Origin of the sequence: Paraburkholderia sp. EG304 (genome assembly GCF_046543485.1) — a bacterium.
In the GTDB taxonomy this organism is placed as follows: domain Bacteria; phylum Pseudomonadota; class Gammaproteobacteria; order Burkholderiales; family Burkholderiaceae; genus Paraburkholderia; species Paraburkholderia youngii.
On sequence record NZ_JBKGUA010000032.1, the window covers coordinates 1 to 13,257 of the forward strand.

14 protein-coding genes and 3 pseudogenes are annotated in these 13,257 nt (G+C 60.1%); 10 read left to right on the top strand and 7 right to left on the bottom strand.

All coding sequences use genetic code 11. The annotated features are described in order from the left end of the window. Positions 1–307: 307 nt before the first annotated feature. The gene (locus tag ACLFKU_RS29295; protein WP_410851396.1) at positions 308–1,462 is read left to right on the top strand and encodes an acyltransferase family protein; all 1,155 of its coding nucleotides are present in this window, start codon (positions 308–310) and stop codon (positions 1,460–1,462) included. Here the strand turns inward: ACLFKU_RS29295 and ACLFKU_RS29300 are convergent. Further along, positions 1,407–1,757, bottom strand: a pseudogene (locus ACLFKU_RS29300) (cell division protein); the annotation flags it as partial. The gene ACLFKU_RS29295 and the pseudogene ACLFKU_RS29300 sit on opposite strands and share 56 nt — an antisense overlap. 139 nt (positions 1,758–1,896) lie before the next feature. Here ACLFKU_RS29300 and ACLFKU_RS29305 point away from each other — a divergent pair. From ACLFKU_RS29305 to ACLFKU_RS29320, 4 genes are all read left to right on the top strand, one after another. Continuing rightward, positions 1,897–2,037, top strand: coding sequence for a hypothetical protein (locus ACLFKU_RS29305; RefSeq protein WP_410851397.1), 141 nt, complete (start codon positions 1,897–1,899; stop codon positions 2,035–2,037). Positions 2,038–2,273: 236 nt separating this feature from the next. Then, on the top strand, positions 2,274–3,299 hold the full coding sequence (locus tag ACLFKU_RS29310) for a hypothetical protein (RefSeq protein ID WP_410851398.1): 1,026 nt from the start codon (positions 2,274–2,276) through the stop codon (positions 3,297–3,299). A gap of 371 nt (positions 3,300–3,670) precedes the next feature. Then, positions 3,671–3,874 (top strand): hypothetical protein, encoded by a 204-nt coding sequence (locus tag ACLFKU_RS29315; RefSeq protein WP_410851399.1) that lies wholly within the window; start codon positions 3,671–3,673, stop codon positions 3,872–3,874. 400 nt (positions 3,875–4,274) lie between these two features. Continuing rightward, positions 4,275–4,619, top strand: a complete 345-nt coding sequence (locus tag ACLFKU_RS29320; protein WP_410851466.1) for a PRC-barrel domain-containing protein — start codon at positions 4,275–4,277, stop codon at positions 4,617–4,619. A 372-nt stretch (positions 4,620–4,991) separates the two neighbouring features. Here ACLFKU_RS29320 and ACLFKU_RS29325 read toward each other — a convergent pair whose 3' ends face one another. From ACLFKU_RS29325 to ACLFKU_RS29340, 4 genes are all read right to left on the bottom strand, one after another. Continuing rightward, positions 4,992–5,435, bottom strand: coding sequence for a host attachment protein (locus ACLFKU_RS29325; RefSeq protein ID WP_410851400.1), 444 nt, complete (start codon positions 5,433–5,435; stop codon positions 4,992–4,994). Between the two features lies 1 nt (position 5,436). Then, entirely contained in the window at positions 5,437–6,651 is a 1,215-nt protein-coding gene (locus tag ACLFKU_RS29330) for an alkene reductase (protein WP_410851401.1), read from the bottom strand. Next, positions 6,570–6,941 carry a hypothetical protein gene (locus ACLFKU_RS29335; RefSeq protein WP_410851402.1) on the bottom strand — a complete coding sequence of 124 codons (372 nt, stop codon included), beginning with the start codon at positions 6,939–6,941 and terminating at the stop codon, positions 6,570–6,572. The genes ACLFKU_RS29330 and ACLFKU_RS29335 overlap by 82 nt, the downstream gene beginning before the upstream one ends. Before the next feature lie 225 nt (positions 6,942–7,166). Next, positions 7,167–7,697, bottom strand: coding sequence for a DUF1269 domain-containing protein (locus ACLFKU_RS29340; protein ID WP_410851403.1), 531 nt, complete (start codon positions 7,695–7,697; stop codon positions 7,167–7,169). A gap of 426 nt (positions 7,698–8,123) precedes the next feature. On the opposite strand from ACLFKU_RS29340, the gene ACLFKU_RS29345 reads away from it, so the two are divergent. Both ACLFKU_RS29345 and ACLFKU_RS29350 read left to right on the top strand, forming a co-directional pair. Then, complete coding sequence (locus tag ACLFKU_RS29345; protein ID WP_410851404.1) at positions 8,124–8,777, top strand: BON domain-containing protein; 654 nt, start codon at positions 8,124–8,126, stop codon at positions 8,775–8,777. Positions 8,778–8,944: 167 nt separating this feature from the next. Continuing rightward, a pseudogene (locus ACLFKU_RS29350) lies at positions 8,945–9,198 on the top strand (type 1 glutamine amidotransferase domain-containing protein); the annotation flags it as partial. 42 nt (positions 9,199–9,240) lie between these two features. Here the strand turns inward: ACLFKU_RS29350 and ACLFKU_RS29355 are convergent. Next, entirely contained in the window at positions 9,241–10,065 is an 825-nt protein-coding gene (locus tag ACLFKU_RS29355; RefSeq protein WP_410851405.1) for a helix-turn-helix domain-containing protein, read from the bottom strand. 436 nt (positions 10,066–10,501) lie between these two features. On the opposite strand from ACLFKU_RS29355, the gene ACLFKU_RS29360 reads away from it, so the two are divergent. After that, positions 10,502–10,996 carry an MgtC/SapB family protein gene (locus tag ACLFKU_RS29360; RefSeq protein ID WP_410851467.1) on the top strand — a complete coding sequence of 165 codons (495 nt, stop codon included), beginning with the start codon at positions 10,502–10,504 and terminating at the stop codon, positions 10,994–10,996. Positions 10,997–11,083: 87 nt separating this feature from the next. Here the strand turns inward: ACLFKU_RS29360 and ACLFKU_RS29365 are convergent. Then, a pseudogene (locus tag ACLFKU_RS29365) lies at positions 11,084–11,519 on the bottom strand (PRC-barrel domain-containing protein). Positions 11,520–11,809: 290 nt separating this feature from the next. Between ACLFKU_RS29365 and ACLFKU_RS29370 the strand changes: the two are divergent. Continuing rightward, the gene (locus ACLFKU_RS29370; protein WP_410851406.1) at positions 11,810–12,391 is read left to right on the top strand and encodes an HdeD family acid-resistance protein; all 582 of its coding nucleotides are present in this window, start codon (positions 11,810–11,812) and stop codon (positions 12,389–12,391) included. Between the two features lie 68 nt (positions 12,392–12,459). After that, positions 12,460–13,179: an Hsp20/alpha crystallin family protein gene (locus ACLFKU_RS29375; protein WP_410851407.1), complete on the top strand. Its 720-nt coding sequence runs from the start codon at positions 12,460–12,462 to the stop codon at positions 13,177–13,179. Positions 13,180–13,257 lie beyond the last annotated feature (78 nt).

The following is a 13,257-nucleotide window of genomic DNA, read 5'->3' on the forward strand; positions in this document are numbered from 1 at the left end:
GCCTCCGTGCTGGAAATCGCCGGGTGTCGCCCTCGTGCACACCATGCGGCTCTGGCAGCAATGCTAACCCGCGTCTGGTTTCTCACGGCGGGCCAGCCACCACATCACGGAAAGTCATACTGCCTAAGCTTACCCTATGGACATTCGCCAGCAAGGGAATAGCCTCCAGCTTCATCTACCAATCTGAGACATCGAGCGAAGTGAAACCTCGCAAGCGCCTTTGCGGTGTGCGTCTGGCCACGTCCCTTCAACGATGGTCCCGGTACGATGTTTTCTTGCATTTCCGCCGCTTTGCGAATAGAGATTGATGAAAACCAGAATTGCCGGATTCGATGGATTGCGCGCGATCGCCGTGCTCATGGTGTTTCTCCACCATCGGCTGTTCGACGGCATAGGCGAGATCGGGCATCTCGGCGTATGGATCTTCTTTGCGCTGAGCGGCTTTCTGATCATCGGCATCCTGTCGTCGCAGCGCGCGCACATCGAATCCGGCGACAGCCGCTTCGGCGCCGAACTCGGACGCTTTCTGTTTCGCCGCACGCTGCGCATCTTTCCGATCTATTACCTGATGCTGGTCGTGACGTGCGGGATGATGGCATTCGGTCTCACGAATCGGGAACTCGCGAGCGGCATGCCGTTTCACTTCGCGTATCTTTCGAACTTCTGGATCGGCTCGGTGCTGCGCTACTGGCCGGGCCGCTATTCGCACTTGTGGAGCCTCGCGATCGAGGAGCAGTTCTATCTCGTGGTGGCGCCGCTGTTGCTGCTGCTCGCGACGCGGCGACATCGAGCGGCATGTTGCGCGATGGTGGCGGTCGGCCTCGCTGCATTGTTTGCGATGCGCGCTGCGCATTGGGAGGAGATCACCATCTACACGCACCCGTTGAGCAATGTCTGGCTGCTCGCGTTAGGCGGTATTGGTGGCGGGATCATCGCAAACGATGGGGGCCGCGTGCGCGCCTGGCTCGGTCATGGCCTGACGCTGTTCATGCTGAGCCTCGTCGTGATCGGTTTATGCGCGACGGAGCCGAGGTGGAACCTGCTCGATGATCCGTGGCTGTATACCGCGATCAGCGCGACGTATGGGGTTGGCATTGCGGCGCTGGTGACTTCGATCGCGTGTTGCCGCAATGCCACCGTGATGGGTCTGTTACAGACGCGTTGGCTCGCCGCTCTCGGGCGTATCAGTTACGGCTTTTATCTGTATCACAACCTGATCCCCGACCTGACGCGTAGCCGTCGTGCCGAAGCATTGTTTGGGGGCGCCGTGCCGGCGTGGGCACATGCGCTGGGTATCGTCGCGTCGTTTGCGATTTCGCTTGGCATTGCAGTGCTGTCGTGGCGGTTAATCGAGGCACCGATTTTGCAAGTGAAGGCGCGCGGCGACTCGTCATTGAAAACCTCCGTCAAGCCGCCTCGGGTTCAGGCACGATCATCATCGCGCTCTTGTGCTCGGCGATGAGACGATAAACCGTCTCGCCTGGCACGGTCTCTTGTTCGGGCAACTGGTTTGAAATGTCGTGCCGCACCGGCTGGTATGCGTGCAGCAGCCCATAACACGGTTCGTTGAGTCCCTTGAGCAGCACGCTCGCATGCTCGATCTCGCTCTTCATTTGCAGGCCGGCGTACTGCGACGGCGGCGCCGCGAGACTGAACAGGTCGCCGTCGCTGTTGAAGCTGAACTTCGACACCATGTCGAGGCTGATGCGCGAGGACTCCTGCAAGTCCGATGCGGCGCCGCTCGACGCTTCGGAAAACATCGTCTGACCGGAGTAGGCCGAGTCACGGACGCGCTCCCGCGCCTGCCGACTTCGATAGCGGCGCATGGCCGACAGGCGTAGAAGCTCCAGATTGGACCTTGACCTCCAATCATCTTGATCGCATGGAAAGCCGAAAATGCTGCCCACACCGCCGTTTGCCATCGGACGCGAACTCGCGTTTGATCCAACCAGCTACAGAGGATTTTCCGTCTATAAACAAAAGGAGCTGCTTATCCCAGTTCAGGCGGCGATTCTCAGTTACCTGGCGTCCCGCTGACGTCGATGCAAAGGCCGAATGAATGGCCGTTATTGAGCAAACTGAAGGCCCCTTGTGGGTCGCAAGCGCCTGTTGCGCTCTACGAGAGGTCTGCCTCATTCGCCGACGTTCATCGCGACGGTGACGCTGCAAGACGCCACCATGGTGCCGTTGTAGACTGGCAAACGGAGTGTTCCCTGCGGCAGGTTTGGCCGGAACGCGCGGCGAAATTTCTGCCGTGTAGAAGGGGAATGGAGATGAAGCTGCTCGCCGCCTTCGCGGCGGTCACTGTTGTGAGCGGGATATCCGCAGCGCAGGCCCCCCAGCCGGTGCCTTCCCTCCCTCTCGTGCAAAAGTGGGTCAAGTTCACCGACCCGCAGGAAAGCGCGTTCGCAGTCGAAGTACCGGAGGGCTGGAAGGTCTCGGGCGGGACAGTTCGGCGGAACGCGCTCCAGTATCGCAGTTGGGTCACGGTCACGGCACCTGATGGCGCGACCATCCTCGCGATCAACGATCCCACCGAATGGAGTTACGTCGAGCCAACGCCGATGCTCGCAGCTGCCGGCTTTCGCGAGGGAAGCATCTATGGTGGCGGTGGCGGCACGACCTACACTGTGGCGCCCTACCGCGATGGAGCGCATTTCGCCGCCGCATGGGGTCAGCGCAAGCTGGCTTCCGCCTGCGGTGCAGTCAGACTCGCGGACGGCCGTGCGCGACTGGACCTTACGCAGCAGATCAATGGTTATGCGCGGGCCTACGGCATTCACCACGACGTTGGCGAGGCGACTTTCACCTGCTCGAAGGGCGGGCTGGCGATGACGTCCTATGTCCTTACGAACGTCATCGCTATCGGCGGCCCGGCTGGCACCATCTGGTATGCCGACACGATCCTCGGTTTCTTGTCGCCAACGCCAATGGCGGGCATGGCGGCCGGATTGATGGCTCATATGGTGCGTTCAGTCGAGGTCAACCCCGCTTGGGTCGCGCGCCAGTCCCAGACTAACATGGACGTCTCGCGCATCGCAGCGCAGACGAACGCGGCGATGTCGAACTCGATCATGCGCGGCTGGGAGAATCGAGGCGCGGTCATCGACCGCGTGATGGAGGAGGGCTCCCGCGCTCGGCTCGGCATCGATATCTATGCCGATCCATTGACCGGGATCCGATACACTGTCGCCAACGCCCACAAATTCTACTGGGTGAACCCCACGGGTAGCGTCATCGGCACCGAAACCGACACCGCGCCTAACGGCTACACGCGCCTCGCCCGCGTGCCTCCCTGAGCCGGGAGGCTGGTACTGGAGAGGCCCGCCTCCTTTTGGGAAAGTGTTCAGCTTATCTGCCCTTTGAAGCCGTCGTTAACCTCCTGCGGCTCCGAGTGGCCGGATCGGGGCGGCCGCGTTGCGCCCGCGTCCGGCCGAACGCGGCCAAAAGAGGACATTGCATCACCACTGCGCACTGACGTTCGAATGGCGGCGCTGCCTTTGCAAACGGTCACCGAACCGTTCCTCCTGTAAGCGGCTGATCAATTTTCCGTTCGGATGGTAGCGCGTGCAGAGCGACCGTCATCCATGGGCTCGCGGCAGCGTTCGACGGATGTTGTCAGAAAGGCGCAGCCGCGAAATCGTTGATACTTTTGTTAAGAGATGTTGGCATGGAACTTGATAACCGATTCATCTGGGCGGCAAACGCTACGATGGCAGCGTTTCACGACCGGTCCGCGCGGGTCACACTGCAGATTTTTGGTACATCTCGGCAGAAAAGAGAAAGAATCACGGCCTTGGCGAGCTTAGGCTTGACGTCATGGGCCAATCAGCTCGGCGCAAAACATGACGCCCATGAAGTTACCTTTGATTGAGATCGGAGCACCAGCGACGGTGGAATTACGCCTGTTCTGTCTATCGCCGTGTAGGCGGCGTACGCGCTGTTAGGATGGGCCGCGGCGGTCGTCACAGCGCTCCGCCATCGCTCGAGCCAAAAAGACCGGTGGATTCCATTGCCGCGCGGCCTATGCGGACCATGATCACTCCAGTGCTACTGAAGCACTCCGCAACAGAGCGCGTGGCCGGCAGCGTTGCGACTTCTCCGGCAAGCCGAACGGGCCGCTGCACCGATAAGAGGCCGCTGCGGCGCAGGGTGCCCCATTATTTACTAGTGCGCATCGGGAGTACATCATGAATGAAAAAATCGAAAAGGCTACAAGAATCCTCGCAGTTTTGTTCGCCGTGACGGCGACCGTGTTCCCGCCCGGCTCAGCGATGGGGCAGCAGCCCGCGGCCCCGATCGCGGGCGCGGTGCCTCTCGGCGTGAGCGTCACGCAAACGGAACTCGTAGCGAAGGGGTGGCGTGCATCGAAGCTAGTCCACACCGACGTGTACAACGACAAAAACGAAAAGATAGGACGGGTCGACGACATGATTATCGCGCCCGACGGGTCACTTTCCGTGGCCATTATAGATGTTGGTGGATTTCTCGGCATCGCCGCGCACCGCGTCGCTATTCCGGTGCAGCGGTTCAAGCAGATCACACCGAAAATGATACTGGATGGCGCGAGCAAGGATGCGCTGAGCAAACTCCCGGAATTCCAATACGCCAAGGGTTGAAATCAGCCGCCGAGAATCCGATTTTCACCCTTTCATCTATAAACGAAGGGCTAGCCATACTTTTCGATCTAGAGAATTGGAAGGCCCTCAGATTTTGTCGCCCCTGGCCCTGAGCGAGCCCGTGCGGCCGAGCAGGGAGGGGCACATTCCAACCACCTGCATCGCAACGACAAGCAAGTGTGCTCGTCTTCGCTCACCGGCTTTGCAACCCGGTGAGCGAATAATCGGGCGGATGCTTATGCGCACCGACGTAGGGTGGCTGAAATGTCTCAGCCAACCAGGTTAAAGACTGAGAGAGAAGTATCTATCCCTTGACTTTGAGCCATCCACGGATGACGCATTGAATGCGGTCTATGACCGGGCAGGTCGCCGTTAATGCCTTTGCAGGTGCGCCTCAATTTCGCGCGCATCGAGGGCCGAGAGATCCTCGTTGATCTCTTCGAAAATCAAGTGACGCGTCTCCTCGCTCACACGCTCGCGCAGCATCCCGAGAAACTTCGGCGCTACGGCAAATCGCAATCGCTGATACCGCTGATGGAGCCGTCCCTGTTCGATGTAGTCGGCGACGGTCCTGGCGAATTTTTCGCGTTCCTTCTCGCTCAGCGTCCGTCCACCAGGGACGACATTGACGAGGTCTTCGATTTCCCGCAAGTCCAGTTTAAGTCCCCGTGTCTCGAAGATTCGAGCACGACTGCCGTCGGCAACGACGACCCAGGTAGTGACAGCCATGATGCGCCTCTCAGTGTGATTGGTCGCCGGCCCGGCGGGCATCGCCAATCGTCGCGTCACGCTAGCGAGCTCGCGGGTCAGCGACACTCTATCTCCAACGCCCGTCGATGACGGACCGTGGGGCCTCCCCTCGTTCCTGCGCGAGCGACGGATAATCCGTATATCCGCGCTCGCCGCCTCCATAGAACGTGGACGGATCCGGCGAATTGAGCGGAGCGTGCAACCGCAAGCGTTCCGGCAGGTCGGGATTGGCGATGAACATCCGTCCGAACGCGATCAGGTCCGCGTTGCCGTCCTCGAGCCATCTTTCTGCACTGCCGCCGTCGAACCCGCCCGCGACCATCAGCACGCCACGGTAGGTGCGGCGTATCAAATCGGTCATGCGTTTCGCGCGCGCCGTGAAAGCGACATCCTCACCGGTCGCCGCGAGCGCGGGATTGACGATGTGCAAATAAGCCAGCCCGTATCGATTGAGCTTCTCGATGACATAAGAAAAGGTCGTCTCGGGATCGTCGTCATGCATGTCGTTGAAGGTGCCGAGAGGCGACAGCCGGACGCCGACCTTTTCCGGCCCCCACACTTCGCAAACCGTTTCGATCACCTCGAATAGCAGCTTGGCCCGACGCTCGCTCGATCCGCCGTATTCGTCCGTGCGACGGTTCGTGCCAGACAACAGAAACTGATCGACCAGATATCCGTTCGCTGCGTGCACTTCGACGCCGTCCACTCCGGCAGCCTTTGCGTTGCGCGCACCCCTGAAGTATTGGCGCACGAGATACGGCACCTCTTCGACCTGCAGCGCGCGAGGCGTGACGCAGGGCGCGACGACACCTTCGCCGCGCTCGTTTTCGATGAACGCCTCCGCTTTCGGCCGAACAGCAGAGGGCGCAACGGGCAGCATTTCATCGGGCTGCAACGAGGGGTGCGATATGCGTCCGACGTGCCACAGCTGCATGAACATCAACCCGGCCGCCTCGTGCACGGCGTCCGCCACGAGCCGCCAGCCTTCGACCTGCTCGCGACTATGGATCCCAGGCGTCCATGCATAGCCCTGTCCTTGCATCGACACCTGCGTCGCCTCGCTGATGATGAGCGCGGCCGCTGCGCGCTGCGCGTAATAGCAGGCGTTGAGCTGCGACGGTATGTTGCCTGGTCGGCTCGCGCGCGAACGCGTCAGGGGCGCCATCACGACACGATGACGCAGGTGGTAGCGTCCGACCTTTACGGGTTGGAAGAGCTTGCGCAGCGAGACTTGCTCGTCGTGCTGCCCGGCGTCCCTGGGCGCGATTTCCGTCTCAGGCATATTCGCTCCTTGTGTCTTTGATTCGCCCCGAAAAGTGCTGCCATAGACGCGTCGATGCGTCGATGCGTCGATGCGTCGGTGTCAGATCGCATCGACATGATCCCCGTTAGTACCGACGACGAGTGAGTTTGCGTCTTCGCGGGTTGTTCGGGCTCGGGGTGAACGGCGATTGGATCGCTCGCGGGAAAGGTCTCTCCGAGCGCCTCGTCGAGTTGTTCGTCGAGGGTCATCGGCGCTTCCTGCTCCTCGACTTTCGACTTCCGGATGTCGACGCGGCTGTCCTTTGTCATATAACGCTCCATAGGGAACCAGCGGAATCTCGCTGTCGCACCGGCGTTGCGTGCATGCAATCACGGTGGTTGGAGACGGAGATCGTCACCTCCATCCCGCACATCAAAAAACGCGGCATGACGACATTCGGGTCGACGTCACTGATCTTCCTTCGGGTTGGCGAGAGATCGGCGCGTGCGTAAAGCAGAATTCAAGATCACAACCCTGATGCAGGGCAGCGATGCTTATGCTGTCGTTCCACTGCTGTTCAGGCTCTCTAGCGCCTTCCTCAGGCGTTCCTCCTGATCGTTCGTGAGAGACGTCTTTAATACCTTTCCGCCGAAAGGCTTTAACTCTGGCAGGACCTTGTCGAAATTCACGCGACGCACAAGGATGAAGAGCGCCGACGAACCCGGCTCAATGTTCTGGCCCGTCGAACGCATGAAATCGTCATCGATTCCATAGTCCGACAGCGCGCCCGACAATGCGCCCGTGCCAGCACCAATGGCCATGCCTGTTGCCAGCCCGACGAGGGGATTGAGCAACATGAGCCCAACCAGCGCACCAAATAGACCACCCCAAGCCGCACCACTGACAGCGCCGATCTTGACGAGATCGACGGCTTGCTTGAGGTGTACCTTGCCCTTCGCGCTACGGACCACGATGCAGGCATCCTCAAGGTCGATCAGATGTTCCTTTTGCATCTGCTGGAGTTTGGTCAACACCTGGTCGGCTGTCTCTTCGCCTTTGAAGCTTACAACGACTAGATCGCTCATCGATTTTCTCCTTTTCTCTGGGAAATAATCCGAGACCCTTCCGCGGGAAGATGGTCGAATTCATGCTCAGCGCCACGCGCGAGCCGGTCGATCGCATCGCAAAGCAGCTGCGCTGCCAGCCAACCTTGCACATGCCGCCCGGCGCGCACTTTGGAACTTTGGCCGGAGCCATTGACGCGGCGACGATGGCATCAAGATTAGATTCTTGCGGCTTGCACTTCTTCCTCATTCCTGCAGGACGTGTCGGATCTCTGCGCTTCTGCCGCTCGGCCTTCAGATGTGAACCTACGGCGGGATTGCGCAAAAACTGCACAGGCGTAGGGAAGAAAATCGGCACGGCACGCCCTACCGTGGCGCGATGCGTGTCGCGCTGGGTGTGGCCCGCGTGCGCGCGTTAGTCCATCAACAAGCCGACGAGGAGCAGCGATGAGAACCGACGAAGACATCAAGCGAGACGTGGAGTATGAACTGACGTGGGATCCGGACATCGATCCATCAGATATCGGGGTTGCGGTCAAGGACGGTGCGGTCACATTGTCTGGTTTCGCACGCAGCTTCCGGCAAAGGACAAAGGCCGCGGAGGACGCGACGCGTGTGCGCGGCGTGAAGGGGGTCGCAAACGATATCGAGGTGCGGTTGCCTCTGATTAACAAGCGGCCCGATCCGGAGATCGTGCGCGAGATCATTGCCGAACTGAAGGCCGAGTTGCCTTATGCGGCGGACGACATCAAGGCGATCGTCAGGGACGGACACGTGACGCTGAAGGGCGAAGTCGAATGGGACTACCAGCGCCGCCGCGCGGCCGACACGGCGCTGAGGGTGAGCGGCGTGACCGGCCTGACGAACGAGATCGAAATCAAGCCAAAGGTCAAGCCCGAGGACCTCAAGCGCAAGATCGAGGACGCGTTCAAGCGCAACGCGGAAGTCGACGCACAGCGCGTCACGGTGGAAGCCGAAGGCAATAAGGTCGTCCTGCGCGGAACAGTCCACTCGTGGGCCGAGCGCGAAGAGGCCGAGCGGATCGCATGGCTTGCCCCTGGTGTGATGCGGGTCGACAACCGGATCACGATCGATTACTGACAGGCCACTGGAGACAGGTCGGCTCGCTTGCGTACCGAATGGCCGAGGGGCGGGAAAGGACACAGCACCAAAACCGGAAACACCCTCAGCGCTCCTGACAGTCGCCTACTGCCAGAATGACTTTGGGTTGATGACACCGCTCTTCGGCTCGTTGCAACGTGAATTGAATGGACTCGCGAGGTTGTCATGAAATCCTGGTGGTACTGGCTTCACACGACCGGCTCGGCGATACGAGCCGGAAAACCGGATTCTGGCTCGACGAGCTTGCCGCGCCTTATGACGTGTTTAGGGACGCAGGGGTCGAGATGACACTCGCTTCGCCAAAGGCGGGCAGCTCCCTTGATCCGACGAGCGACGATCAGGATTCACAAACCGAAGCGACCCGGCATTTCGGGACTCTGATTCAATGGCGAGCGCGGAATTCCCGCGGTCATTGTAATGCTCTCAACTTCCCAAAAAATGACTAGCTACCGACGTTTTGGTGGGCAAGCCGGAATGCGCGAGGCGTCGCACCGCTATATCGATGAAACACGTCGGTGAAATGCTGCTGAGTCTGGAACCCCGCGCGCGCGGCTACCTCAACCAAGGGAATGGTCTCCTCGCACAACATAGTCCTGGCAAACTTCACTCGTTCGAGTGTCACGTACAGATGGGGCGGGTTACCTGTCGCTGCTTTGAAAGCGCGTGCAAAGTTCGAGGCACTCATGTGGACCAGCACTGCGAGTTGCTCGACCAAAATGGTTTCGGCTATGTGCTCATGAACGAAGACTCGAATGCGAGTCAGCATTTGACGCGTTAGTGGCCTGGCCGGCTCGGCCACACCAGCACAGTGCCCGTAGCGGAGAATGATGTGCGCCGAGATGACATCGGCAAAAGCGTCGGCGCAGGCAGCGTCGATGAGATCGGCGTTATGCAAAGCGCCCAATGTATCCACGGCCTCGCGTAGGAACGGATCCCAAGACGTAGACCATTTCGGGACCGCGCAAAACGCCTCTTGCGAGACTGGCCCCAGTACGCCTGGTTTGAGTGCGATAACCCATCCGCTGGGATCGCTGTCAGCAATCGTGAGCAACGTCGCCCACGTCGGAATAACTGCGGTAAATGGTGCACCTATCAGAACGGAGTGACACAATCCCATGTCGTCGCAGCCCGCAGCATGCACAACAGTGGGACCTGTCGGTACAAGCAGCTGAAATCCCGGCACAGTCCACCCGCGGTCGGTAAAAGCGACATTCATCGGTTTGCAGCGCAATCCGCGGTCCGGGGTCGAACTTGTAGTCTGACTCATGATACGCAGGACTCTCGTTTCCACGTCGTCGGTACAGGAAGATTGGGCCCAACTTCAGGGCTGCTAAATACGGATTCCTCATATGGGCAGAAGCGACCCCACCTCGTTTCGAGTAGCCGGAACTCGATCAGTTAAATACTTTGCTATACCGGTTTATTGTCAAGGCGCCCCACGGTTTCAACGTCGCACGCTTTGCAGAGCACGTGCCATGCCCGGCCGCTCGCGCGAATTGCTGCGCCAGATCAGGGCGCGCATCACCGCTTCTAGGCCGCCCCCAATCGCTGCGATCGTAAGAGGATAACTGCGGCTTTTAGGCAAAAGGGACTCCCGAACGGCGTTTGACGCTCGTGCAGTTGGCTCCCCTCGACGCTAGACTGTAGTGAGCAGCAAAGTGCTCGCCGAGCGCGACGTTACCTGGAAAATTTGCAAGGTGCCGATGATTTCGCACGTCCAATTGTTTGAGTCGATCTTGCGCATGGTCGCGGCAGTGCTGGTGGGTTGTATCGTCGGGCTCGATCGAAACCTGCATGGCAAGCCGACCGGCGTCAAGACGCTGGGCCTCGTTGCGCTCGGCTCCTGTCTTGTCACGATGGCCGGCATGTCCTTCGAACTACACGGCTTTACTAACGGCAGCGACGCCGGTCGTGCGATTCAAGGCGTCATTACGGGCATCGGTTTTCTCGGCGCCGGGGTGATCCTGCAAAACCGCGCCACCGGCAAGATCAGCGGCTTGACGACAGCGGCTTCGATCTGGGTCACCGCCGCGCTCGGCATTGTGTGCGGCATCGGCGCATGGCAGATTGCGGGTATTGCCGCCGCCCTGCTCCTGCTGCTGCTCTCGGTGGGGGGCAGGATTGAACGTGCGTTGCACCGGCGCTGGCTAAGAAAGTCGCCCGAAGAGCAGGCGGCAATCACGCGGCACGACGAATAGTGCGGCGGCGCACTGATCGGCGCACTGCCCGTGGAACGAATGTGCCGCACGTCAAATGCATCGACCACCGACGATGCGAGACATAGGTCAGTGATGCCCGCTGTAGTCGGACCTCGGCCTGGGTGTCACGCGCACCTTTGCGTATTGAAACTCGGGCAGCGCCTTGATCGCATCTTTCGTCGCACCGGCAAGCACCAGTCTGCCATTGTTGAAATCGAGCTGCTCGATCGGAATGGTCACGTCGTGATGCGACACTCCCAGAAACTGGTTTGCCGCGACAATTGCAAACGATACCGACCGGTTCGGTGCCACAATAATGTCATGAATAACACCGACACGCTCACCCTTCTCGTTGAAGACCGGCTTGTCCATGAACGACTTTCTCACGCTCCAGCCTGCCACGATTGCGGCCGACTCTTCCACACTGACACCAAGCGGCTGGGCGCCGGCCACCTGGGCGTGCGCGTCTAGAGGGAGTTCCGAGCGACGACGCGAGCAGCCATACAAGCAGATTCTTTTTCATGAGATTCCCTTTGTGATTTCACGGTGCTACACCGAGCCAGCGGTGAACAGGCTCATGCTGGACCGTGAGTAGCGTAGGTTCATGTTAGGAGGCCTCACGGTGAGCCGCCATGAAAAAAACGGTGGGGGATCGCGTTATTTCGGCGCATCCTGGACGTCGATATGCGCGCCATCCAGAACGCCTCACGAATGAACGCAGAATTGCGAAACGCATGGCAGAAACGCGAAAGAATCGCAGATGCAGGGAGCCTAGACTGAAGTTCATCACCTGACGTACAGTTGGAGTCCTACATGGATGAACTGCTTGGGCGCGCTTGGTGGATGCTCATTCTGCGCGGCACCGTAGCGCTGCTGTTCGGCACTCTGGCGCTATTCTGGCCCGGCCTTACTCTTCTACTGCTTATCGCCCTCTTCAGCGCCTACGCAATCGCCAGCGGCATTGTCGCGATTGCCGCGGCTATCCGCTACCGCGCGACACACGGCGGCTGGTGGGTGCCCTTGCTGCTCGGCATTTGCAGCATCGGCGCCGGTGTGATAGCCGCGCTGGTGCCGGGCATTACCACCTTCGTGCTGGTCGCCGTAATCGGCGCAAACGCGACTATCACTGGCGTATTCGATCTGATCGCTGCAACGCGGCTGCGCCGGCGCCGGCGCCTGCGCAATGCGTGGATGCTGGTGCTAACTGGAGTGCTGTCCGTGCTTTTCGGCATCTTTGTGCTGCTCTTTCCGGGCGCCGGCGCACTAGCGCTCGTCTGGCTGATCGGCATGTATGCGTTGTTCACGGGCGCGCTGCTGTTTGTACTCGGCACCCTTGCCCGTGCCTGGCATCATGACGGCCTGACCGGCGAGCCACACGCGCCATTGCATCCGTAAACGCACCGCTCGCGGGCACTCGTGGGTCGCACGGTCAAACCTGCGGGCGATGCCACGCCGGTCATGCCTTGGCATCAGAAGGCCGAACGGACCTCCCGTCATCTCCAGTGGCCCAGTCTCAACTCTGGCACTGGCGTACCCCACGTAAGGAGAATCATATGGCTCTGGATCTCGATAAATGGAATCCGTTCCGATTTTTACGCTCGCACGCGCCAAAAGGCGCATCCGGCCACGCCGGTGCGCCGCCCACCGGTCAGCAAAGCGCCCAGCAAAACGCGCAACAGCCTCGCACGCAAACCGGTAACGGGGCACCGATGGAAGTCGGTGCTGCGCCGGTATCACTTGCGCCTGCCAACTGGCGGCTGCCTGATCCGATTCATCTGTTTGCCGAATTGATCCGCGATCCGTTCGGAGGACGTGGACCGCTCGCTAGCTGGTTCGGCGACTTCAGCGCGAGCGAGTTTCAACCGCGGATCGACGTCACCGATGAAGGCGACGCACTGCGTATCGTCGCCGAATTGCCAGGCATGACCCGCGACGACGTCGAACTTGAAGTGATCGACGACATGCTGATCGTGAGCGGCGACAAGCGGTTCGAATCGTCTAGCGAAGAACAGGGGTGCTATCGGGTCGAGCGGTCGTTCGGACATTTTCAGCGTGCGGTCCCGCTGCCCGCGGGCGTTGATCTCAATCGGGCAGAGGCCAGATTTGAAAACGGCGTGCTGACGCTGCGCGTCCCCAAAGCGGCCGGAGAACCGGCAGCGAAGCGGCGCATTGAGATCAAATGACACTGTCCGTCAGCATGGTGGTCAGTTTGGGGGCGCGGGTTGTGAGCGACATGCTGCCCACCGGCGACGCTTATCGCG

What these genes read in the sequence shown, in the direction of transcription:
- ACLFKU_RS29295 (WP_410851396.1), top strand. Translation starts at nt 308, where the DNA reads ATGAAAACCAGAATTGCCGGATTCGATGGATTGCGCGCGATCGCCGTG.
- ACLFKU_RS29305 (WP_410851397.1), top strand. Translation starts at nt 1,897, where the DNA reads ATGCTGCCCACACCGCCGTTTGCCATCGGACGCGAACTCGCGTTTGAT.
- ACLFKU_RS29310 (WP_410851398.1), top strand. Translation starts at nt 2,274, where the DNA reads ATGAAGCTGCTCGCCGCCTTCGCGGCGGTCACTGTTGTGAGCGGGATA.
- ACLFKU_RS29315 (WP_410851399.1), top strand. Translation starts at nt 3,671, where the DNA reads ATGGAACTTGATAACCGATTCATCTGGGCGGCAAACGCTACGATGGCA.
- ACLFKU_RS29320 (WP_410851466.1), top strand. Translation starts at nt 4,275, where the DNA reads ATGGGGCAGCAGCCCGCGGCCCCGATCGCGGGCGCGGTGCCTCTCGGC.
- ACLFKU_RS29330 (WP_410851401.1), bottom strand. Translation starts at nt 6,651, where the DNA reads ATGCCTGAGACGGAAATCGCGCCCAGGGACGCCGGGCAGCACGACGAG.
- ACLFKU_RS29335 (WP_410851402.1), bottom strand. Translation starts at nt 6,941, where the DNA reads ATGACAAAGGACAGCCGCGTCGACATCCGGAAGTCGAAAGTCGAGGAG.
- ACLFKU_RS29340 (WP_410851403.1), bottom strand. Translation starts at nt 7,697, where the DNA reads ATGAGCGATCTAGTCGTTGTAAGCTTCAAAGGCGAAGAGACAGCCGAC.
- ACLFKU_RS29345 (WP_410851404.1), top strand. Translation starts at nt 8,124, where the DNA reads ATGAGAACCGACGAAGACATCAAGCGAGACGTGGAGTATGAACTGACG.
- ACLFKU_RS29355 (WP_410851405.1), bottom strand. Translation starts at nt 10,065, where the DNA reads ATGAGTCAGACTACAAGTTCGACCCCGGACCGCGGATTGCGCTGCAAA.
- ACLFKU_RS29360 (WP_410851467.1), top strand. Translation starts at nt 10,502, where the DNA reads ATGATTTCGCACGTCCAATTGTTTGAGTCGATCTTGCGCATGGTCGCG.
- ACLFKU_RS29370 (WP_410851406.1), top strand. Translation starts at nt 11,810, where the DNA reads ATGGATGAACTGCTTGGGCGCGCTTGGTGGATGCTCATTCTGCGCGGC.